We start from the raw sequence: 16,522 nt of genomic DNA, 5'->3' as shown, positions 1-16,522 counted from the left end.
CTGGCTGTTCCTGGGGCGGTCGGAGGTGCTGGAGGGCCTCGACCTGGATGGACGAGGCGAGCGAGGCCGTCCATGGGCCGCCTCTGGGTCTCGCCGCACCGTTCCGTGGCCCTCCCGTCGTGATAGAAGTAGGTAGACCGACCTACCTACTTCGGAGAGCGTGATGAGCGACACCGGCAAGGGCCCGACCGGAGCCGCGAGGCGAACCGGCGCCCGGGAGCGGCTGCTGGCGGCCGCGGCGCGGCGCTTCTACGCCGATGGCGTGGCGGCGACCGGGATCGACACGATCACGACCGAAGCGGGCGTGGCGAAGAAGAGCCTGTACAACAACTTCGCCTCCAAGGCCGATCTCGTGCGTGCCTACCTCGAGGCGCGCCACGAGGAGTGGCGTGGGTTGTACCGGGCGCGGCTGGAGCGGGCCCAGGATCCGCGCGGCGGCGTGCTCGCGGTGTTCGACGCGTACGCCGATCACGCGGCGTTCGCGTACGAACGTGGCTTTCGCGGATGCGGGCTGCTGAACGCGGCCGCCGAGCTGCCCACCGGGGACGAGGGGCGGACGGTGGTGCGGCGCCACAAGGAGGAGGTCGAGGCGCTGCTCACCGGTCACCTCGAGGAGCTGCTGCCCGAGCGCCCCGATCAAGCCCGCGCGATGGCGGAGCATCTGGCGTTCCTGCTGGAGGGTGCGATGGCGCGTGCCGGTCTTGAGGGCGAGGACACCCGTCTGCGGCACGCCCGCGCGCTGGCGGCGGACCTGCTGGACCGGCTGTGAGGCGGCCGGGCGGCGGCGCGGCCCGTTCGGTGGGCGCGGGATCGTTGTGCGTGCTCGCGGCGTCCGTGCTGTGGGGCACGACGGGTACGGCGGCGACGTTCGCCCCGGCCGTGGGGCCGCTGGCGATCGGCGCTGTCGCGATGGGGCTGGGCGGGCTGCTCCAGGCCCTGCTGGCCGCTCCCGGGATCGCCCATCAGGCCCCGGGGCCGCGTGCGCATCGCGGCGTCGTGTTGCTGGGCGCGGTGTCCGTGGCGGTCTACCCGCTGGCGTTCTACAGCTCGATGCACTTGGCCGGAGTGGCGGTGGGGACGGTGATATCCATCGGTACGGCCCCGCTGGCCTCGGCTGTGATCGAGCGCGTCGCGGACCGGCGCCGGCTCACCCGCCGCTGGATGTTCGGCGCCGCCCTCGGCCTGGCGGGCACGGTCATGCTGTGCGCGGCGGAGGCCGCGCGGGCGCACGACGACCCGGGGTCGGTCTCCGTGGGCGCCACCGTGCTCGGCGTGGTGCTGGGCCTGGTCGCCGGTGTGACGTACGCCCTGTACTCGTGGGCGGCTCACCGGCTGATCAGCCGCGGGATCCCCTCCCGCGCCGCGATGGGCACGATCTTCGGGCTGGGCGGGCTGCTGCTCGTACCGGTCCTGCTGGCCACCGGCGCCCCGCTCATCAGCTCCTGGCCGAACGCGGCCGTGGGCGCTTACATGGCGCTGGTGCCGATGTTCGTGGGCTACGTCCTGTTCGGCTGGGGACTGGCGCACGTCCCCGCCAGCACGGCGACCACGCTCTCCCTGCTCGAACCGGCCGTCGCGGCCGTGCTCGCCGTGCTGGTCGTCGGCGAACGGCTCCCTGCCTTCGGCTGGGTGGGCATCGCCCTCGTCGTCGGCTGCCTGGCGGTCCTCACCGTGCCGACGCGATCCGTACGGGCGCCACGGCAGGAGGAAGACGTCACAACACCGGTGCATGAGGCCGCAGTCCGCCATGGGGCCGTGTCTGACCAAGGTCACTGAGCGACGGCCCGTCACACCCCGCGCCAAGCGCTGAGCAGTTCCTCAGGGCCGTACACCGCCTGAAGACCGGAACAACCGACCCCACTACGGGAGACCGCCACGAGCGGTACCGGCTCGTCGGTGATCGCTGCCCGGTGTTTTTGCAGTGCGGCCAGGTCGTGGCTGTCGAACGCGGAGTTCTCCAGCCACTTGACCGAGCCGAGGAAAAGCAACTGTTTGGCCACCGGCTGCCGGTCGGCGCCAACCAGGTCGATTTCGATGTCGTTGCTGCGGGTCCAGTGCCCGCCGATCGCCGGGGTGGCGGGCAGGGGCCCGTCCGGCAGAAGGCGGGCGAGGGATTCCCGGACCAGCGGCTCGATCGCGCGGCCGCGCCAGCTCGTCCACCGCTCCTTGATCCGGCTCAGCGTGAGATCTCCCCGCATCCGTTCGATCTCCGCCATGTGCGGATCCAGAAACGCGAGCCAGAAGCGCAGGTAGGGGTCGGCCACCCGGTAGCGGCGTTCCTTCGACGGCCTCAGTGAGAGCGGCAGCTCGGCGGCTACGACCCGTTTCTCGATCAGGACGTCGGTGGCTCGGGTGAGAGTGGTGTGGGCGATGCCGCCGGCCGCGCGAGCGATGTTGGTAAAGGTTCGCTCCCCCGATCCGATGGCACGCAGGACCTCCCTGCTCATCGCCTGCGGTGGAAACTCCGCGGCCAGTGAGCGCTCGGCGGAGACCAGCAGAGCCGAGATCGGGTTGTCCAGGGAGTCGCGGAGGAATTCCCAGACATCCGCTCCGGCCCGCCACTCGGCGCAGACCAGGGGGAGACCGCCCGTGATCAGAGTGGCGTCGAACGCGGCTGCCGGTGACAGGCCGAGCATCTCGCCGATGTCGGCCGGGTTCAGTGGTCCCACGATCATTTCCCGGCCCCGCTGGTGAAAGGGACGGTCGTAGTCGTTCAGGGCCTCCATCATCGACAGATCGGATCCGACCAGGAGGAGAAGTACCGGCTTGCGGCTGAGCAGCCGGTCCCATGCCCGCTGGAGCATGCCCTCGAAGGCGTCGACGCGGTCCATGAGATACGGAACCTCGTCGATGACGACGACGCTGGGAGAGTCGTCGGGCAGGACCTCCGCAAGCAGCCTGAGCGCTGCGTTCCACTGATCGGGGGTCTCCTCGTGGAACAGTCCCCGCTCCGGCAGGGTGGACCTGGCGACGGCGTCGAGCAGCTCCGTCAGCTCGTCCTCCGCCGTGCCGCCCGCCGCGGTGAAGAAGAGGTACGGCGTCTCGGTACGGCGCAGGAACTCCTCGACGAGGCTGGACTTACCCACCCGCCGTCTTCCCCGCATGAGGATGCACTGCCCCGGTTTGCCCGACCCGGCGGCATCCTGAACCGCCTGCAAGGCGTTGCGGAGCACGTTCAGCTCGCGGTCCCGCCCGATGAAACGACGCACGACAAGCCTCCCGGTGACGATAGTCTTGTTAGGGATACTATCGCTATCGATACCAAACTGCCCCTCGTTCTCGGTCGGGCGCGAAGCTCATGACGCTGTGGATGCGGGAGGGGCTGAAAACGCGCTCGGCGTTGCGCAGGTGGCACCAGGCTTCGAGGCAGGGCGGGTCGAGCATGAGGCGGCTGAGGGTGCGCACGGTCCGGTTCCCCGAGGTGGCGACGTACTCGACCGGCAGGTTCCGCCACGCCTGAAGCAGTGCGGCGAACTGCTCTGGGGGTTCCTGTTCCGCCCAGGCGTCGTACGCCTCGGTGGGGACCACACGATCGCCGTCCCGAGCCCAGGAGCCCAGCGGCGTACACGACGAGAGCCGTCGAGGGCGCCCAGCCATGTCGCCAGCGTTGATCGGGACTTCACGCGGAGTGCGCTTCGTCAGACCAGGGAGCGTCACAGCGGGGCCGGAGCCCGGCGCCGGGTTCAAGGACGGCGTGTCCTCATGACCGGTCGGCGTCGGATGAGGGCAAGTTCCCTCTCGGCGGGCAGTGGCCGCTCGCAGGCCGTCTCAGTTCAATGCGAGAGCATCGCATCGACCGCTTGGAGCCCGAGTACCTGGAGAGCCTGTACCGCCCGATGCGGAGGAGTCACCAAGCTCACCGTCAACAAGCGCCGGAGCAGCGCCCGGTGGTGTTGGCACTCGCGCCTGGTCTGCGGCAGGGGGAGACGCTTGAACACCAAGTCCAGAGCGGGACGTCGCCCGGAAGATCGCCGACTTCGTCTGGGGACCCCCGGAAGCACCCCCTGCGGACGAAGACCAGGACAACGAGAGCTGAGAGAACGTCGAAGGGCCCCACCGCGAGCGGTGGGGCCCTTCGACATCGTGCCCGGTGAAGGCACTGGCGGAGGATACGAGATTCGAACTCGTGAGGGGTTGCCCCCAACACGCTTTCCAAGCGTGCGCCCTAGGCCTCTAGGCGAATCCTCCGCTGGAGACTCTACAAGACGATCGGGAGTGCTCGCGAACTCGTTCCCACCCCGGTCTATCCGCTAGGGTGGGGGCCAGCCCCTCACGTGGCGCTATCTCACCGAACTCCCCCAGGGCCGGAAGGCAGCAAGGGTAAGTGAGCTCTGGCGGGTGCGTGGGGGGCCCTTGCGTTCCTGGGGCGTTCCGGGGGCGGGGCACCGGGCGGCGTCCGGATGTCGGTGGGCCCCGATATCGTCGTAAGCGTGTCGTCCCTCGCGCTGTACCGCCGCTACCGCCCCGAGACCTTCGCGGAGGTCATCGGGCAGGAGCATGTCACCGATCCGCTGCAGCAGGCGCTGCGCAACAACCGGGTCAACCACGCGTATCTGTTCAGTGGTCCGCGCGGCTGTGGCAAGACGACCAGTGCGCGCATCCTGGCCCGCTGTCTGAACTGTGAGAAGGGCCCCACCCCGGCGCCGTGCGGGGAGTGCCAGTCCTGCCAGGACCTCGCGCGGAACGGGCCCGGGTCGATCGATGTGATCGAGATCGACGCCGCCTCGCACGGTGGTGTGGACGACGCGCGGGAGCTGAGGGAGAAGGCGTTCTTCGGGCCCGCGTCGAGTCGTTACAAGATCTACATCATCGACGAGGCGCACATGGTCACCTCGGCGGGGTTCAACGCCCTGCTGAAGGTGGTCGAGGAGCCGCCGGAGCATCTGAAGTTCATCTTCGCGACCACCGAGCCGGAGAAGGTCATCGGCACCATCCGGTCGCGTACGCACCACTATCCGTTCCGGCTGGTGCCGCCGGGGACGCTCCGCGACTATCTGGGCGAGGTCTGCGGGCGCGAGGACATTCCGGTCGAGGACGGGGTGCTGCCGCTGGTGGTGCGGGCGGGCGCCGGATCCGTCCGGGACTCGATGTCGGTCATGGACCAGCTGCTCGCGGGCGCGAGCGACGACGGCGTGACGTACGCCATGGCCACCTCGCTGCTCGGTTATACGGACGGCTCGCTGCTCGACGCGATCGTGGACGCGTTCGCGGCGACCGACGGCGCGGCGGCCTTCGAGGTCGTGAACCGGGTGATCGAGGGCGGCAACGACCCCCGGCGCTTCGTCGCCGACCTGCTGGAGCGGCTGCGCGACCTGGTGATCCTCGCCGCCGTGCCGGACGCGGCGGACAAGGGGCTCATCGACGCCCCGGCCGATGTGGTCGAGCGGATGCAGGCGCAGGCGTCGGTCTTCGGCGGCGCCGAGTTGAGTCGGGCGGCCGATCTCGTCAACGAGGGGCTGACGGAGATGCGCGGCGCCACCTCGCCGCGGCTCCAGCTGGAGCTGATCTGCGCGCGGGTGCTGCTGCCCGCCGCCTTCGACGACGAGCGGTCGGTGCAGTCGCGGCTGGAGCGGCTGGAGCGGGGTGCCCTGGCGGGCGGCCTGGGCGGCGTTTCCGGTGGGGGCGGTGGCCCTGGGCCGGGGCCCGCTGTGGGATACGTACCGGGGCCCGAGTCCCATGTCCCGGCCGGGCCCTCCGGCCCGGCGGCCGCCCGCGCGGCGATGGCCGGTGGTCGTGGGCCGGGCGGGGATGGACCTGGGGCTTCTGGTGCGCCTGGGGGGCCTGGTGCGCCTGGGGCTCCTGGGGAGCAGCCCGGGGGGCAGGACGAGACGGCAGGCGGCGCGGCGCCTGATGACGACGCTTCCGTTGCGGGTGCGCAACCCCCGGCGGCCGACGACAGCGGCGGCGGTACGGACAGTGGGGCGCGGCGGCCCGGCGCCTGGCCTTCGGCGGGCGGACAGACGGCGCAGCAGCCCAGCGGCTCGCCTGCGCCGGGCGGTGGGCAGCGGCCCGGTGCCTGGCCCACGAGCGCGCAGCCCGGTGCGGGTGGCGGTGGGCAGCAGTCCGGTGGTGCGCCCGCATCGGGTGGCGGGCAGCAGCGGCCGGGGGCCTGGCCCACGGCTTCCGCGCCCGGGTCGGGAGCCTCCACGCCCGCGGCTGCCCCTGCGCCCGTTGCCCCTGCGCCCGGGGCCGGGCAGGGGCGTCCGGCCGGTGGGCCCGGTCAGCCGCAGCCGACTCCGGGCATGGCGCAGGGCGCCATGCAGGTGCGGCAGATGTGGCCGGACATTCTGGAGGCGGTCAAGAACCGTCGCCGCTTCACCTGGATCCTGCTGAGCCAGAACGCCTCGGTCTCCGGCTTCGACGGCACGACCCTCCAGATCGGGTTCCCCAACGCGGGCGCCCGCGACAGCTTCGCCAACGGCGGCAGCGAGGACATCCTGCGGCAGGCCCTCCACGACGCGATCGGCGTGCAGTGGCGCATCGAGGCGATCGTCGATCCGTCTGGTGGTCAAGGGGGCCAAGGCGGACAAGGGGGTGGGCCGGGCGGTCCGGGTGGCGGACCCGGTGGGTTCGGTGGGCCCGGGCCGGGAGCTTCCGGCGGTCCTGGGGGCCCCGGGGGCTTCGGTGGCGGCGGAAACGCGGGCGGCGGCTTCGGCGGAGGGGGCGGTCAGCCCGCTCCGCCCCGGCAGCCCGCCCCCGCGCCCCCCTCCGCCCCCGCACCGTCGGCCCCGGCACCCGCTCCCGCGCCCGCCGACGCGGGGCCGCCCCCCGAGGCGTCCGTGTACCGGGAGCCCGAGCCTCCGCCCATCTCGCCGGAGGACGACATGCCGGCCGAGGACGACCCGGATCTGGACGAGACCGCGCTGAGCGGGCACGACCTGATCGTGCGCGAGCTGGGCGCCACGGTCATCGAGGAAATCGCGAACGAGTAGGCCATCGAGCAGGCCGTCGAGTAGGCCGTCGAATAGGTCTCGAATGGGCCGTATGGCCCAGGGGCGGGCCCGGCACCGGGGTCGGCCGTCTCCTCCGTACGGCGTAGGGCAAGGCGCCGTGGGAGCACGTAGGCTCGGGCTATCGAAGAGAACCGCAGTCGACAGCCAGGAGCGAACTCGTGATTCCCGGTGGTGGCCAGCCTGACATGCAGCAGTTGCTGCAGCAGGCGCAGAAGATGCAGCAGGACCTCGCCGCGGCCCAGGAAGAGCTGGCCCGTACCCCTGTCGAGGGGTCCTCGGGCGGTGGGCTGGTGAAGGCGACCGTGACCGGTGCCGGTGAGCTTCAGGGTCTGGTGATCGACCCGAAGGCAGTGGATCCGGAGGACACCGAGACCCTCGCGGACCTGGTCGTCGCGGCCGTCCGCGACGCGAACCACGCCGCGCAGGAGCTCCAGCAGACGAAGCTCGGCCCGCTGGCGCAGGGACTGGGTGGGATGCCGGGGCTGCCTTTCTGAGGCCGAAGGCCTGAGACTGAGGGTCTGAGCCGAGGGGCTCATGGATCGCGCGACGGGGCCTGTGCCCCGTTTCGAGCGGTGCAACCGAATATTCATATGCAGTACAGCCACCGCGCGGCGGCGCGAGATTGGATGCAGGCGTGTACGAGGGCGTGGTCCAGGACCTCATCGACGAGTTGGGCAGGCTGCCCGGCGTCGGTCCCAAGAGCGCGCAGCGGATCGCCTTCCACATCCTCCAGTCCGAGCCCACCGACGTCCGACGCCTCGCTCACGCGCTGACCGAGGTCAAGGAGAAGGTGCGGTTCTGCGCGGTGTGCGGGAACGTCGCCGAGGCCGAGCAGTGCCGGGTCTGTCAGGACCCGCGCCGCGACCCCGCGGTCATCTGCGTGGTCGAGGAGCCGAAGGACGTTGTCGCGATCGAGCGGACCCGTGAATTCCGCGGCCGCTATCACGTGCTCGGCGGGGCGATCAGCCCCATCGAGGGCGTGGGTCCGGACGATCTGCGGATCAGGGAGCTGCTGGCCCGGCTCGCGGACGGTACGGTCACCGAGCTGATCCTGGCCACCGATCCGAATCTGGAGGGTGAAGCCACCGCCACGTACCTCGCGCGCATGATCAAGCCCATGGGGCTGAAGGTCACGCGCCTGGCCAGTGGTCTTCCCGTCGGGGGAGATCTGGAGTATGCCGACGAGGTCACGCTGGGTCGTGCCTTCGAAGGGAGAAGACTTCTCGATGTCTGACGCAACGTTGCACGACGCCCACCCGGACCCCGACGACTTCGCGGTCCAGATCGCCGATCAGATCGAGAGTTTCATCGTCGCGGTCACCGAGGTCGCCAAGGGGGACGAGCCGAACAGTGCCGTGCCGTTCCTGCTGCTCGAGCTCTCCCAGCTGATCCTCGCCGGCGGTCGGCTCGGCGCGCACGAGGACTTCGTACCGGACGAGCGGTACGAGCCGGACGCCGGTCCCGAGCCGGACGTCGACGAGCTGCGGGAGCGGTTCGCCCGGCTGCTGGAGCCGGTGGACGTCTACTCGGAGGTCTTCGACCCGTACGTGCCGCGCAGTGAGCCCGTCCCCTGCCGCATCTCCGACGACCTCGCCCTGATCATCACGGACCTGCGGCACGGCATGGCGCACTACCGGGACGGCCGGATCAACGAGGCGATGTGGTGGTGGCAGTTCTCGTACCTCTCCAACTGGGGTACGACCGCCTCCGCCGCCCTGCGCGCGCTCCAGTCGCTCGTCGCGCACGTACGGCTGGACAGCCCGCTGGACGAGCTGGACGGGCTGGACACGGACAGTAACGCGGGCGGTGACGAGGCGCTGGCGGAGGAGGCCGGCCGGGTCATGGCGGCGGAGATCGCGGAGCCGCTGGGGCTGCGTTCCCTGCGCCCCTGAACCGCGTCCCCCACGCTCCTGAGCCGGGTTCGCCGCGCCCCTGGGACGGTCCCCGGGCCCGCCCCCGCGCCCCCGCCCGGGCGCCGCTATGGCCCCCGCGCGCCCTGTGAGCTGGGTTACGTTCCCGTGTGCTTCGCCGGGAAGCGGGCAGGGTTCGTCGCTGAACGAGTGGTACGGGATGCCAGGAGTATCCGCGGTACGGGGACGTTGTGCCGCATGATCCCCCTGGTCCGCCCAGGTCCGTCTGGTCCGTCCTGGTCGGGTGGTGAGGCGTGTGTCTCGCTATCTGATATCAGGAGGGCACTTTCCGGCCGCTCGCTAAACTGAGCCGACCGCATTATTGAGATCTGCGAGGAGCGCACGTGGGCCTTGTCGTGCAGAAGTACGGAGGCTCCTCCGTTGCCGATGCCGAGGGCATCAAGCGGGTCGCCAAGCGAATCGTCGAAGCCAAGAAGAACGGCCACCAGGTGGTCGTCGTGGTTTCCGCGATGGGCGACACGACGGACGAGCTGATCGATCTCGCCGAGCAGGTATCCCCGATTCCTACTGGGCGCGAGTTCGACATGCTGCTGACCGCGGGAGAGCGAATCTCCATGGCGTTGCTGGCCATGGCGATCAAAGACCTCGGTCACGAGGCGCTGTCGTTCACCGGCAGCCAGGCAGGAGTCATCACCGACGCGGTCCACAACAAAGCGCGGATCATCGATGTCACGCCGGGGCGCATCCGCGACGCGCTCGAGCTGGGCGCGGTCGCGATCGTCGCGGGCTTCCAGGGCGTGTCCCAGGAGAGCAAGGACATCACCACCCTCGGCCGGGGCGGCTCGGACACCACAGCGGTGGCCCTGGCGGCAGCCCTGGATGCCGAGGTGTGCGAGATCTACACCGACGTGGACGGAGTGTTCACCTCCGATCCGCGCGTGGTGAAGAAGGCTCGCAAGATCAACGAAATTCCGTACGAGGACATGCTGGAGCTCGCCGCGAGCGGCTCCAAGGTGCTGCATCTGCGCTGCGTGGAATACGCGCGCCGCTACAACATCCCCATCCACGTACGGTCGTCGTTCTCCGGCCATCAGGGCACCTGGGTGCGCAATCGGCAGGAAGCGGGAGAAGGAGAAGAAGGCATGGAACAGGCGATCATCTCCGGGGTCGCACACGACACGTCCGAGGCCAAGGTCACGGTCGTCGGGGTGCCGGACAAGCCGGGTGAGGCCGCGGCCATCTTCCGCACGATCTCGGACGCCGAGATCAACATCGACATGGTGGTGCAGAACGTCTCCGCCGCGTCGACCGGGCTGACCGACATCTCCGTCACGCTGCCCAAGACGGACGGCCACCGGGCGATGGAGGCGCTGACCAAGGCGAAGACGCAGATCGGCTTCGACTCGCTGCGCTACGACGACCAGATCGCCAAGATCTCGCTGATCGGCGCCGGGATGCGGACCAACCCGGGCGTGACCGCGACCTTCTTCGAGGCGCTGTCGAACGCCGGGGTCAACATCGAGCTGATCTCGACCTCCGAGATCCGTATCTCGGTCGTCACCCGGGCCGACGAGGTGAAGGACGCGGTCCGCGCCGTGCACAGCGCGTTCGGGCTGGACAGCGACAGCGTCGAGGCGGTCGTGTACGGAGGGACCGGACGATGACCCGGGCCGACGGTGCCGGTGGCCGGAAGCCGACGCTCGCCGTCGTCGGTGCGACCGGTGCCGTCGGCACCGTCATGCTCTCGATCCTGTCCGAGCGGGCCGACGTCTGGGGCGAGATCCGGCTGATCGCCTCGCCGCGCTCGGCCGGCCGGAAGCTGACCGTCCGCGGCGAGCAGGTCGAGGTCGTGGCGCTGGGCGAGAAGGCCTTCGAGGACGTCGACGTCGCGATGTTCGACGTCCCCGACGAGGTCTCGGCCCGGTGGGCGCCGGTCGCGGCGAGCAAGGGCGCGGTCGTCGTGGACAACTCCGGCGCCTTCCGGATGGACCCGGATGTGCCGCTGGTGGTGCCCGAGGTGAACGCGCACGCCGCACGCGTCCGGCCGCGCGGCATCATCGCCAACCCGAACTGCACCACGCTGTCGATGATCGTCGCGATGGGTGCGCTGCACGCCGAGTTCGGGCTGAGCGAGCTGATCGTCTCCTCGTACCAGGCGGTCTCCGGCGCGGGCAAGGAGGGCATCGACGCGCTGCGCGAGCAGATCGCGCTGGTGGCCGGTACGGAGCTGGGGACGCACCCGGGCGACGTACGGCGGGCGGTCGGCGAGACCGGGCCGTTCCCGGCGCCGATGGCGCTCAACGTGGTGCCGTTCGCGGGCTCGCTCAAGGAGGACGGCTGGTCCTCGGAGGAGCTGAAGGTACGGAACGAGTCCCGCAAGATCCTGGGGCTGCCGGACCTGCGGGTCACCGCGACCTGTGTGCGCGTGCCCGTGATCACCACGCACTCGCTGGCCGTGCACGCGCGGTTCGAGAACGAGGTCACGGTGGAGGGCGCGCACGAGATCCTGGCCGGTGCGCCGGGTGTGGTGCTGTGCGACAACCCGGCGGAGGGCGAGTTCCCCACGCCCGCCGACGTCGTGGGCACCGATCCGACGTGGGTCGGCCGGGTGCGGCGTTCGATGGACGACCCGCGGGCGCTCGAACTCTTCGTGTGCGGCGACAACCTCCGCAAGGGCGCGGCGCTCAACACCGCGCAGATCGGGGAGGTCATCGCGGCGGAACTGACCACCGCGTAGCGCACGACCGCTGGTTGACCGCCGTGCCCACGCCCGCATGGTGCATCGTGCACGCACTGCCCAGGGTGCACGCCCCGGATAATGTGAATATCCTGTGATCTGGCTAATGGCCTGGACCAGTTGGTCCGGGCCCGTGGCCTGTCCGACGCACCGCTCCCCGCTTGCTGCAACCGACAGCGAGCGGGGAGCGTCTTTCTGGTCGCCCACCCGTGGGCGCTGTGAAAACTGGGCATTGGGGAGAGTTGGGGCGCATGGGGGGATCTGGTGCAGCGTCAAAAGCGGTGCCTCGCGCGTACAACCCTGACAGGGGCAAGCGTGTCCAACAGACGTGGCAGAGGTATTCGGCATCGCAACGGTTCCAGGGAGCGGCGGCGCGGCAGTGCGGCCCCCGCTTCCGCGCACATCAGGCGGCATGCCGGTGATCGCGCCATGGTCGACCGCCCGCCCTGCACCCCTCGCGACAGGGCGCGAGGACGCTGACGACGCGATGGCGATGGCAGCGGGGACCACAGTCGATCACCTCACCGAGACCTACCGCGCCCACTACCGGTCGCTGCTAGGGCTCGCGGCGCTCCTCCTCGACGACACCGCGTCCTGCGAGGACGTGGTGCAGGAGGCGTTCATCCGCGTGCACTCGGCGCGCAAAAGAGTCCGCGACCCGGAGAAGACCCTCGCCTATCTGCGGCAGACGGTCGTCAACCTCTCCCGCTCCGCGCTGCGCCGCCGCATCCTCGGGCTGAAGCTGCTCTCCAAGCCGATGCCCGACATGGCCAGTGCCGAGGAAGGCGCGTACGACCAGCTGGAGCGCGACCAATTGATCAAGGCGATGAAGGGGCTTCAGCGCCGCCAGCGCGAGGTCCTTGTGCTGCGCTACTTCGCCGACATGACCGAGGCCCAGGTGGCCGAGACGCTGGGCATATCGCTCGGCTCGGTCAAGGCGTACGGCTCGCGCGGCATCGCGGCGCTCCGCGTCGCCATGGAGGCTCCCGCATGAACCACGAGAACGGCACGCCGGGCCCCGATGACCCCGACCGGACCGACCAGAGCGACCGGACCGACCGGAGCGGCCGGAGCGACGACCGCGAGCAGTTGGAGGCCGCTCCCGACGGCGCGGGCGACAAGGACGGCGCGGGCGACATAGCTGGCGCGGGAGAGATCCACGGCGCGGATGTCACCCACGGCGCGGGTGACGTGGACGAGCAGGCGCTACGGCGGATGCTGCACCACGCGGTCGACGACCTGGCGCCGACCCCGCACTCCCTGGAGCACTTGCGGCGCGCCGTGCCCGCCCGGCGGGCACGGCGGCGCCAGGCCCTGGTCGGGGCCGTGGCGGCGGTGGTGCTCGGCGGCGCCGCGCTGCCCGCCCTGGTGCACGTGACGTCCGCCAGCAACACCTCGAACGACCGCCCGGCCAACGCGGCCAGCAGTCACCGCACCCCCCAGGCGGGCGACAGCGGCGGGCGCGGCGAGGGCAGCGGCGGCAAGGACCCCGACGGACCCTCCGACAAGGCCCGGACGGGTGAGCACGGCTCCAAGGACAAGGGCGGCGAGAAGGACAAGGACAAGCCGTCCAAGGGCTCCCGGGGCGGCGAATCCGGCGGCACCGCCCCCGACCCCTCCAGCACGCTGAACGCCACCTCGCCCACCTGCTCCCGCACCCAGCTCGGCGGCAGCGGCGGGTCGGCCGGGACGGCCGACGCCGAGGGCCGGATCTACGGCTCGTTCCGCGTCGTGAACACCTCCGGTCAGACCTGCATGGTCGAGGGCGGCGGCACCTTCGGCGCGTCCGCGCAGGGCGGAGCGGACCAGGCGAAGGTCTTCTACGTCGACCACACGGCGGGTGACGCGGCCACCGGGCTGCCCGACCCGGCCACCGAGCCGGGCACGCTGATCCTCCAGCCGGGCCAGGCGTACGAGGTCCGGTTCGCCTGGATACCGGCGTCGGGCGGCGGCCCCAGCGGTTGCCCCAGCTCCGGCGACGGAACACCGACCGCCAGCCCCTCCCCGGATGCCGCCGGTGGCCCGGCGGACCAGCCCGGCTCGGGCGACCCCAGCGGCTCCCCGGGCGGCGGCGGTGGCGAGCAGCCCGCAGCGAGCGTCCTGGTCAGCTATACGCCGGAGGCGGGCGAGCCCGCGGTGGGCAGCGTGACCCTGAGCGGCGCCTGCGCGGGGACGGTCTACGGCACCGGGCTGCTGGCCTCCTCCTGAGCGCTCCGAGCCCGCGGGGCCCGCTGCTGGGCCCGCCCGCGGCGGCATGAAGCCGGGGCCCGCCGCCGGGGACCCGGCGTGCGGCCCGTACCGTGGGGGTGTGTATCGGTTTCTGCTGACACCCCGCTGGTGGGTGATCAACGTGTTCACCGTGGTGGCGATCCCGTTCTGCCTCTTCATGGGCAGCTGGCAGCTCAGCCGCTTCGAGACGCGCATCGACACCCACAAGCAGCAGCAGGACGAGGCGTCCGACGCCGAGAAGGCCGCGGCGAAGCCGCTGCGCGACCTGCTGCCGGTCACCACGGAGACCTCCGGGCGGCGGGCGACCGCCACCGGCCGGTATGACACCGGACACCAACTCCTCGTTCCCGACCGGCGGCTCGGCGACCGTACCGGCTTCTATGTGCTGACGCTGCTGCGCACCGACGGGGGCAAGGCGCTGCCCGTCGTCCGCGGCTGGCTGCCCGGGGACGCCGACTCGAAGGCCGACACCGCCAAGGTGCCCGCGCCGCCGTCCGGCCGGGTGACGGTCACCGGAGCGCTTCAGGCGACCGAGCACGAGGGCAGCGGCGGGGTGACCGCGAGCGGCGCTCTGCCGAGCGGCCAGCTGGGCATGATCAGCGACGCCTCGCTGGTCAATCTGGTGCCGTACACGGTGTACGACGCGTGGATCACCTCCTCCCAGGCACCCGGGGCCCTGCGGCCGGTGCCCCCCGTCGCGGCGGCGGGCACCGGACTGGACCTCAAGGCGTTCCAGAACCTCGGCTACACCGGTGAGTGGTTCGTCTTCGCGGGCTTCGTGGTCTTCATGTGGTTCCGGCTCTTCCGGCGCGAGGTCGAGGCCGCCCGCGACCTCGCGCTGGGCCTCGCTCCGGAAGAGCCCGCGGCCTCACGGCAGGGCGCTACTCCGCCCGGGCCGCGGCCGGACCCTGCCCCAGATGACGCTGAGCGAAATCGATCTCCAAGCGCAACTGCTTGATCCGCTCCTCGACCACGAGCGAGCCGTGCCCCGCGTCGTAGCGGTACACCTCGTGCGGGGCGCCGCGCTGCTGAAGCCGCTCCACGTAGTTGTCGATCTGCCGTATCGGGCAGCGCGGGTCGTTCACCCCGGCCGAGATGTAGACCGGCGCCCGCACCTGGTCCACGTAGGTCAGCGGGGAGGATGCCGCGAAGCGCTCCGGAACCTCCTCCGGGGTGCCCCCGAGGAGCGTGCGGTCCATCGCCTTCAGAGCCTCCATCTCGTCGTGGTAGGCCGTCACATAGTCCGCGACCGGGACCGCGGCCAGGCCCAGCGCCCAGGCTTCGGGCTGGGTGCCCAGGCCCAGCAGGGTCAGATAGCCGCCCCAGGAGCCGCCGGACAGCACCAGCCGCTCGGGGTCGGCCAGCCCCGAGGTCACAGCCCACTCCCGGACCGCCTCGATGTCCTCCAGCTCGATCAGCCCGACCCGGTGCTTGAGCGCGTCCGTCCAGGCCCGTCCGTACCCGGTCGAGCCGCGGTAGTTGACCCGGACGACGGCGAAGCCGTGGTCGACCCAGGCCGCCGGGCCTGCCGCGAAGGCATCGCTGTCGTGCCAGGTCGGCCCGCCGTGGATGTCGAAGACGGTGGGGAAGGGGCCCTCGCCCTCGGGCTTCTGCACCAGGGCGTGCACCCGCCCGCCCGGCCCGTCCACCCAGACGTCGCCGACCGGCACCGACACGGGGGCCTTGAGCCCCGGTGGGTCGAGCACGGTCCGTCCGCTCGTCGACCGCACCTGTGGCGGCTGCTCGGACGAGGACCACAGGAACTCGATCGCGCCGTCCGGCCGCGCGGAGGCGCCCGCGATCGTCCCGAGCGGGGTCTCGACGCGGGTCAGCTCGCCGGAGGCCAGCTCGTACCGCCACAGCTCGCCGCGCGCCTGGTGGTCGTGGGAGACGAGCAGCGCCGAGCCGTCCGGGAACCAGTCCGCGCCGACGTCGCCCGGCAGGTCGATGGCCAGGGCCGTCTCCACCCCGGTCAGCGGGTCCCACACCATCGGCTCCCACCGGCCCCGCCGCTGGTGCCCGACCAGCAGCCGGGTGTCCCCGGCGACCGGCGCGAAGCCCATGACGGACAGGCCCAGCTCCTCGGTGCCGCCCTTGGTGTCGTCCAGCTCCGCGACCGCCGTGCCGTCCAGCCGGACGACCCGGATCGCCGAGTGCATGGCGTCGCCGTGCTCGGTGTGCTCGACCGCGATCAGCGTCCCGTCGTGAGACAGGTCGCCCACTCCGGCCGACTCCCGGTGCCGGTAGATCTCCCGGGGTTCGGCGCCCGGCGCCACCACATGGATCGTCGAGCCCTCCTCGTCCGTGGACCGGCCGACGACCGCCGTGCCGTCCCGGCCGAGCGCGAGACCCGCCGGATAGGAGGGTTCGAGACCGGGCGCCGCGGGCTCGTCCGCCCCCGGGACCCCGCCCGCGCCCTGGCCGCCCGACCCGTCGCCGACGCCTGACCCACCGCCGTCGAAGGGCTGGCGCAGCCAGACCCCGAACTCATCGCCATCGGTATCCGAGAACCACCAGATCCACCGGCCGTCCGGGGTCAGCACCCCGTCCGTCGTCCCGTTCGGCCGGTCCGTCACCTGCCGCTGCGCGCCGGTCGCGCGATCCCATGCGTACAACTCGTATGTGCCCGTGGCGTTCGAGACGAACAGCGACCGGTCCGGGGCGTCCTCCGCCCACTCCGGCAACCCCACTCGCGGTGCCCGAAACCGCTTTTCCCAGTCCGGCATGGACTC

14 protein-coding genes, 1 tRNA gene and 1 other RNA gene are annotated in these 16,522 nt (G+C 71.4%); 12 read left to right on the top strand and 4 right to left on the bottom strand.

Features of this window, described 5'->3' with window-relative positions:
- Window positions 1–163: 163 nt before the first annotated feature.
- Both ACH4TL_RS14445 and ACH4TL_RS14440 read left to right on the top strand, forming a co-directional pair.
- Window positions 164–769, top strand: coding sequence for a TetR/AcrR family transcriptional regulator (locus ACH4TL_RS14445; RefSeq protein ID WP_398313924.1), 606 nt, complete (start codon window positions 164–166; stop codon window positions 767–769).
- Window positions 770–819: 50 nt separating this feature from the next.
- Window positions 820–1,776, top strand: a complete 957-nt coding sequence (locus tag ACH4TL_RS14440; RefSeq protein ID WP_398313922.1) for a DMT family transporter — start codon at window positions 820–822, stop codon at window positions 1,774–1,776.
- Window positions 1,777–1,787: 11 nt separating this feature from the next.
- On the opposite strand, the gene ACH4TL_RS14435 is transcribed toward ACH4TL_RS14440, so the two are convergent.
- The 3 genes from ACH4TL_RS14435 to ACH4TL_RS14425 all read right to left on the bottom strand — a co-directional run bounded on the left by ACH4TL_RS14435 (window position 1,788) and on the right by ACH4TL_RS14425 (window position 4,188).
- Entirely contained in the window at window positions 1,788–3,209 is a 1,422-nt protein-coding gene (locus tag ACH4TL_RS14435; RefSeq protein WP_398313921.1) for an ATP-binding protein, read from the bottom strand.
- A 43-nt stretch (window positions 3,210–3,252) separates the two neighbouring features.
- Complete coding sequence (locus ACH4TL_RS14430; RefSeq protein WP_398313919.1) at window positions 3,253–3,597, bottom strand: hypothetical protein; 345 nt, start codon at window positions 3,595–3,597, stop codon at window positions 3,253–3,255.
- A 503-nt stretch (window positions 3,598–4,100) separates the two neighbouring features.
- Window positions 4,101–4,188: transfer RNA gene (locus ACH4TL_RS14425), tRNA-Ser, on the bottom strand.
- Between the two features lie 73 nt (window positions 4,189–4,261).
- On the opposite strand from ACH4TL_RS14425, the gene ffs reads away from it, so the two are divergent.
- The 10 genes from ffs to ACH4TL_RS14375 all read left to right on the top strand — a co-directional run bounded on the left by ffs (window position 4,262) and on the right by ACH4TL_RS14375 (window position 14,748).
- Window positions 4,262–4,358: signal recognition particle sRNA small type (gene ffs, locus ACH4TL_RS14420), an RNA gene on the top strand.
- A gap of 72 nt (window positions 4,359–4,430) precedes the next feature.
- Entirely contained in the window at window positions 4,431–6,932 is a 2,502-nt protein-coding gene (locus ACH4TL_RS14415) for a DNA polymerase III subunit gamma and tau (protein ID WP_398313917.1), read from the top strand.
- A 179-nt stretch (window positions 6,933–7,111) separates the two neighbouring features.
- The gene (locus tag ACH4TL_RS14410) at window positions 7,112–7,447 is read left to right on the top strand and encodes a YbaB/EbfC family nucleoid-associated protein (protein ID WP_123098234.1); all 336 of its coding nucleotides are present in this window, start codon (window positions 7,112–7,114) and stop codon (window positions 7,445–7,447) included.
- 140 nt (window positions 7,448–7,587) lie between these two features.
- Entirely contained in the window at window positions 7,588–8,187 is a 600-nt protein-coding gene (recR, locus tag ACH4TL_RS14405) for a recombination mediator RecR (RefSeq protein ID WP_009716708.1), read from the top strand.
- Window positions 8,180–8,845 (top strand): DUF5063 domain-containing protein, encoded by a 666-nt coding sequence (locus ACH4TL_RS14400; RefSeq protein ID WP_398313915.1) that lies wholly within the window; start codon window positions 8,180–8,182, stop codon window positions 8,843–8,845. The genes recR and ACH4TL_RS14400 overlap by 8 nt, the downstream gene beginning before the upstream one ends.
- Before the next feature lie 362 nt (window positions 8,846–9,207).
- The gene (locus ACH4TL_RS14395) at window positions 9,208–10,488 is read left to right on the top strand and encodes an aspartate kinase (protein ID WP_398313913.1); all 1,281 of its coding nucleotides are present in this window, start codon (window positions 9,208–9,210) and stop codon (window positions 10,486–10,488) included.
- Window positions 10,485–11,561, top strand: a complete 1,077-nt coding sequence (locus ACH4TL_RS14390) for an aspartate-semialdehyde dehydrogenase (protein ID WP_398313911.1) — start codon at window positions 10,485–10,487, stop codon at window positions 11,559–11,561. The genes ACH4TL_RS14395 and ACH4TL_RS14390 overlap by 4 nt, the downstream gene beginning before the upstream one ends.
- A gap of 412 nt (window positions 11,562–11,973) precedes the next feature.
- Window positions 11,974–12,555: a SigE family RNA polymerase sigma factor gene (locus tag ACH4TL_RS14385; protein WP_184502881.1), complete on the top strand. Its 582-nt coding sequence runs from the start codon at window positions 11,974–11,976 to the stop codon at window positions 12,553–12,555.
- A complete protein-coding gene (locus tag ACH4TL_RS14380; RefSeq protein ID WP_398313909.1) occupies window positions 12,552–13,769 on the top strand; it encodes a hypothetical protein in 1,218 nt (405 codons plus the stop codon). Before ACH4TL_RS14385 ends, ACH4TL_RS14380 begins: the two co-directional genes overlap by 4 nt.
- 100 nt (window positions 13,770–13,869) lie before the next feature.
- Complete coding sequence (locus ACH4TL_RS14375) at window positions 13,870–14,748, top strand: SURF1 family protein (protein WP_398313907.1); 879 nt, start codon at window positions 13,870–13,872, stop codon at window positions 14,746–14,748.
- On the opposite strand, the gene ACH4TL_RS14370 is transcribed toward ACH4TL_RS14375, so the two are convergent.
- A complete protein-coding gene (locus ACH4TL_RS14370; RefSeq protein WP_398314892.1) occupies window positions 14,672–16,516 on the bottom strand; it encodes a prolyl oligopeptidase family serine peptidase in 1,845 nt (614 codons plus the stop codon). The genes ACH4TL_RS14375 and ACH4TL_RS14370 overlap by 77 nt on opposite strands.
- Window positions 16,517–16,522 lie beyond the last annotated feature (6 nt).

Origin of the sequence: Streptomyces sp. NPDC021115, from assembly GCF_044333065.1 — a bacterium.
Taxonomy (GTDB): domain Bacteria; phylum Actinomycetota; class Actinomycetes; order Streptomycetales; family Streptomycetaceae; genus Streptomyces.
The sequence above is the reverse complement of the archived record's forward strand: the minus strand, read 5'-3'. Positions and strand labels throughout refer to the sequence as shown.

Excerpts from the sequence above, each read along its gene's own strand:
- ACH4TL_RS14385 (WP_184502881.1), top strand. The coding sequence starts at position 11,974 with ATGCCGGTGATCGCGCCATGGTCGACCGCCCGCCCTGCACCCCTCGCG.
- ACH4TL_RS14390 (WP_398313911.1), top strand. The coding sequence starts at position 10,485 with ATGACCCGGGCCGACGGTGCCGGTGGCCGGAAGCCGACGCTCGCCGTC.
- ACH4TL_RS14380 (WP_398313909.1), top strand. The coding sequence starts at position 12,552 with ATGAACCACGAGAACGGCACGCCGGGCCCCGATGACCCCGACCGGACC.
- ACH4TL_RS14370 (WP_398314892.1), bottom strand. The coding sequence starts at position 16,516 with ATGCCGGACTGGGAAAAGCGGTTTCGGGCACCGCGAGTGGGGTTGCCG.
- ACH4TL_RS14445 (WP_398313924.1), top strand. The coding sequence starts at position 164 with ATGAGCGACACCGGCAAGGGCCCGACCGGAGCCGCGAGGCGAACCGGC.
- ACH4TL_RS14400 (WP_398313915.1), top strand. The coding sequence starts at position 8,180 with ATGTCTGACGCAACGTTGCACGACGCCCACCCGGACCCCGACGACTTC.
- ACH4TL_RS14430 (WP_398313919.1), bottom strand. The coding sequence starts at position 3,597 with ATGGCTGGGCGCCCTCGACGGCTCTCGTCGTGTACGCCGCTGGGCTCC.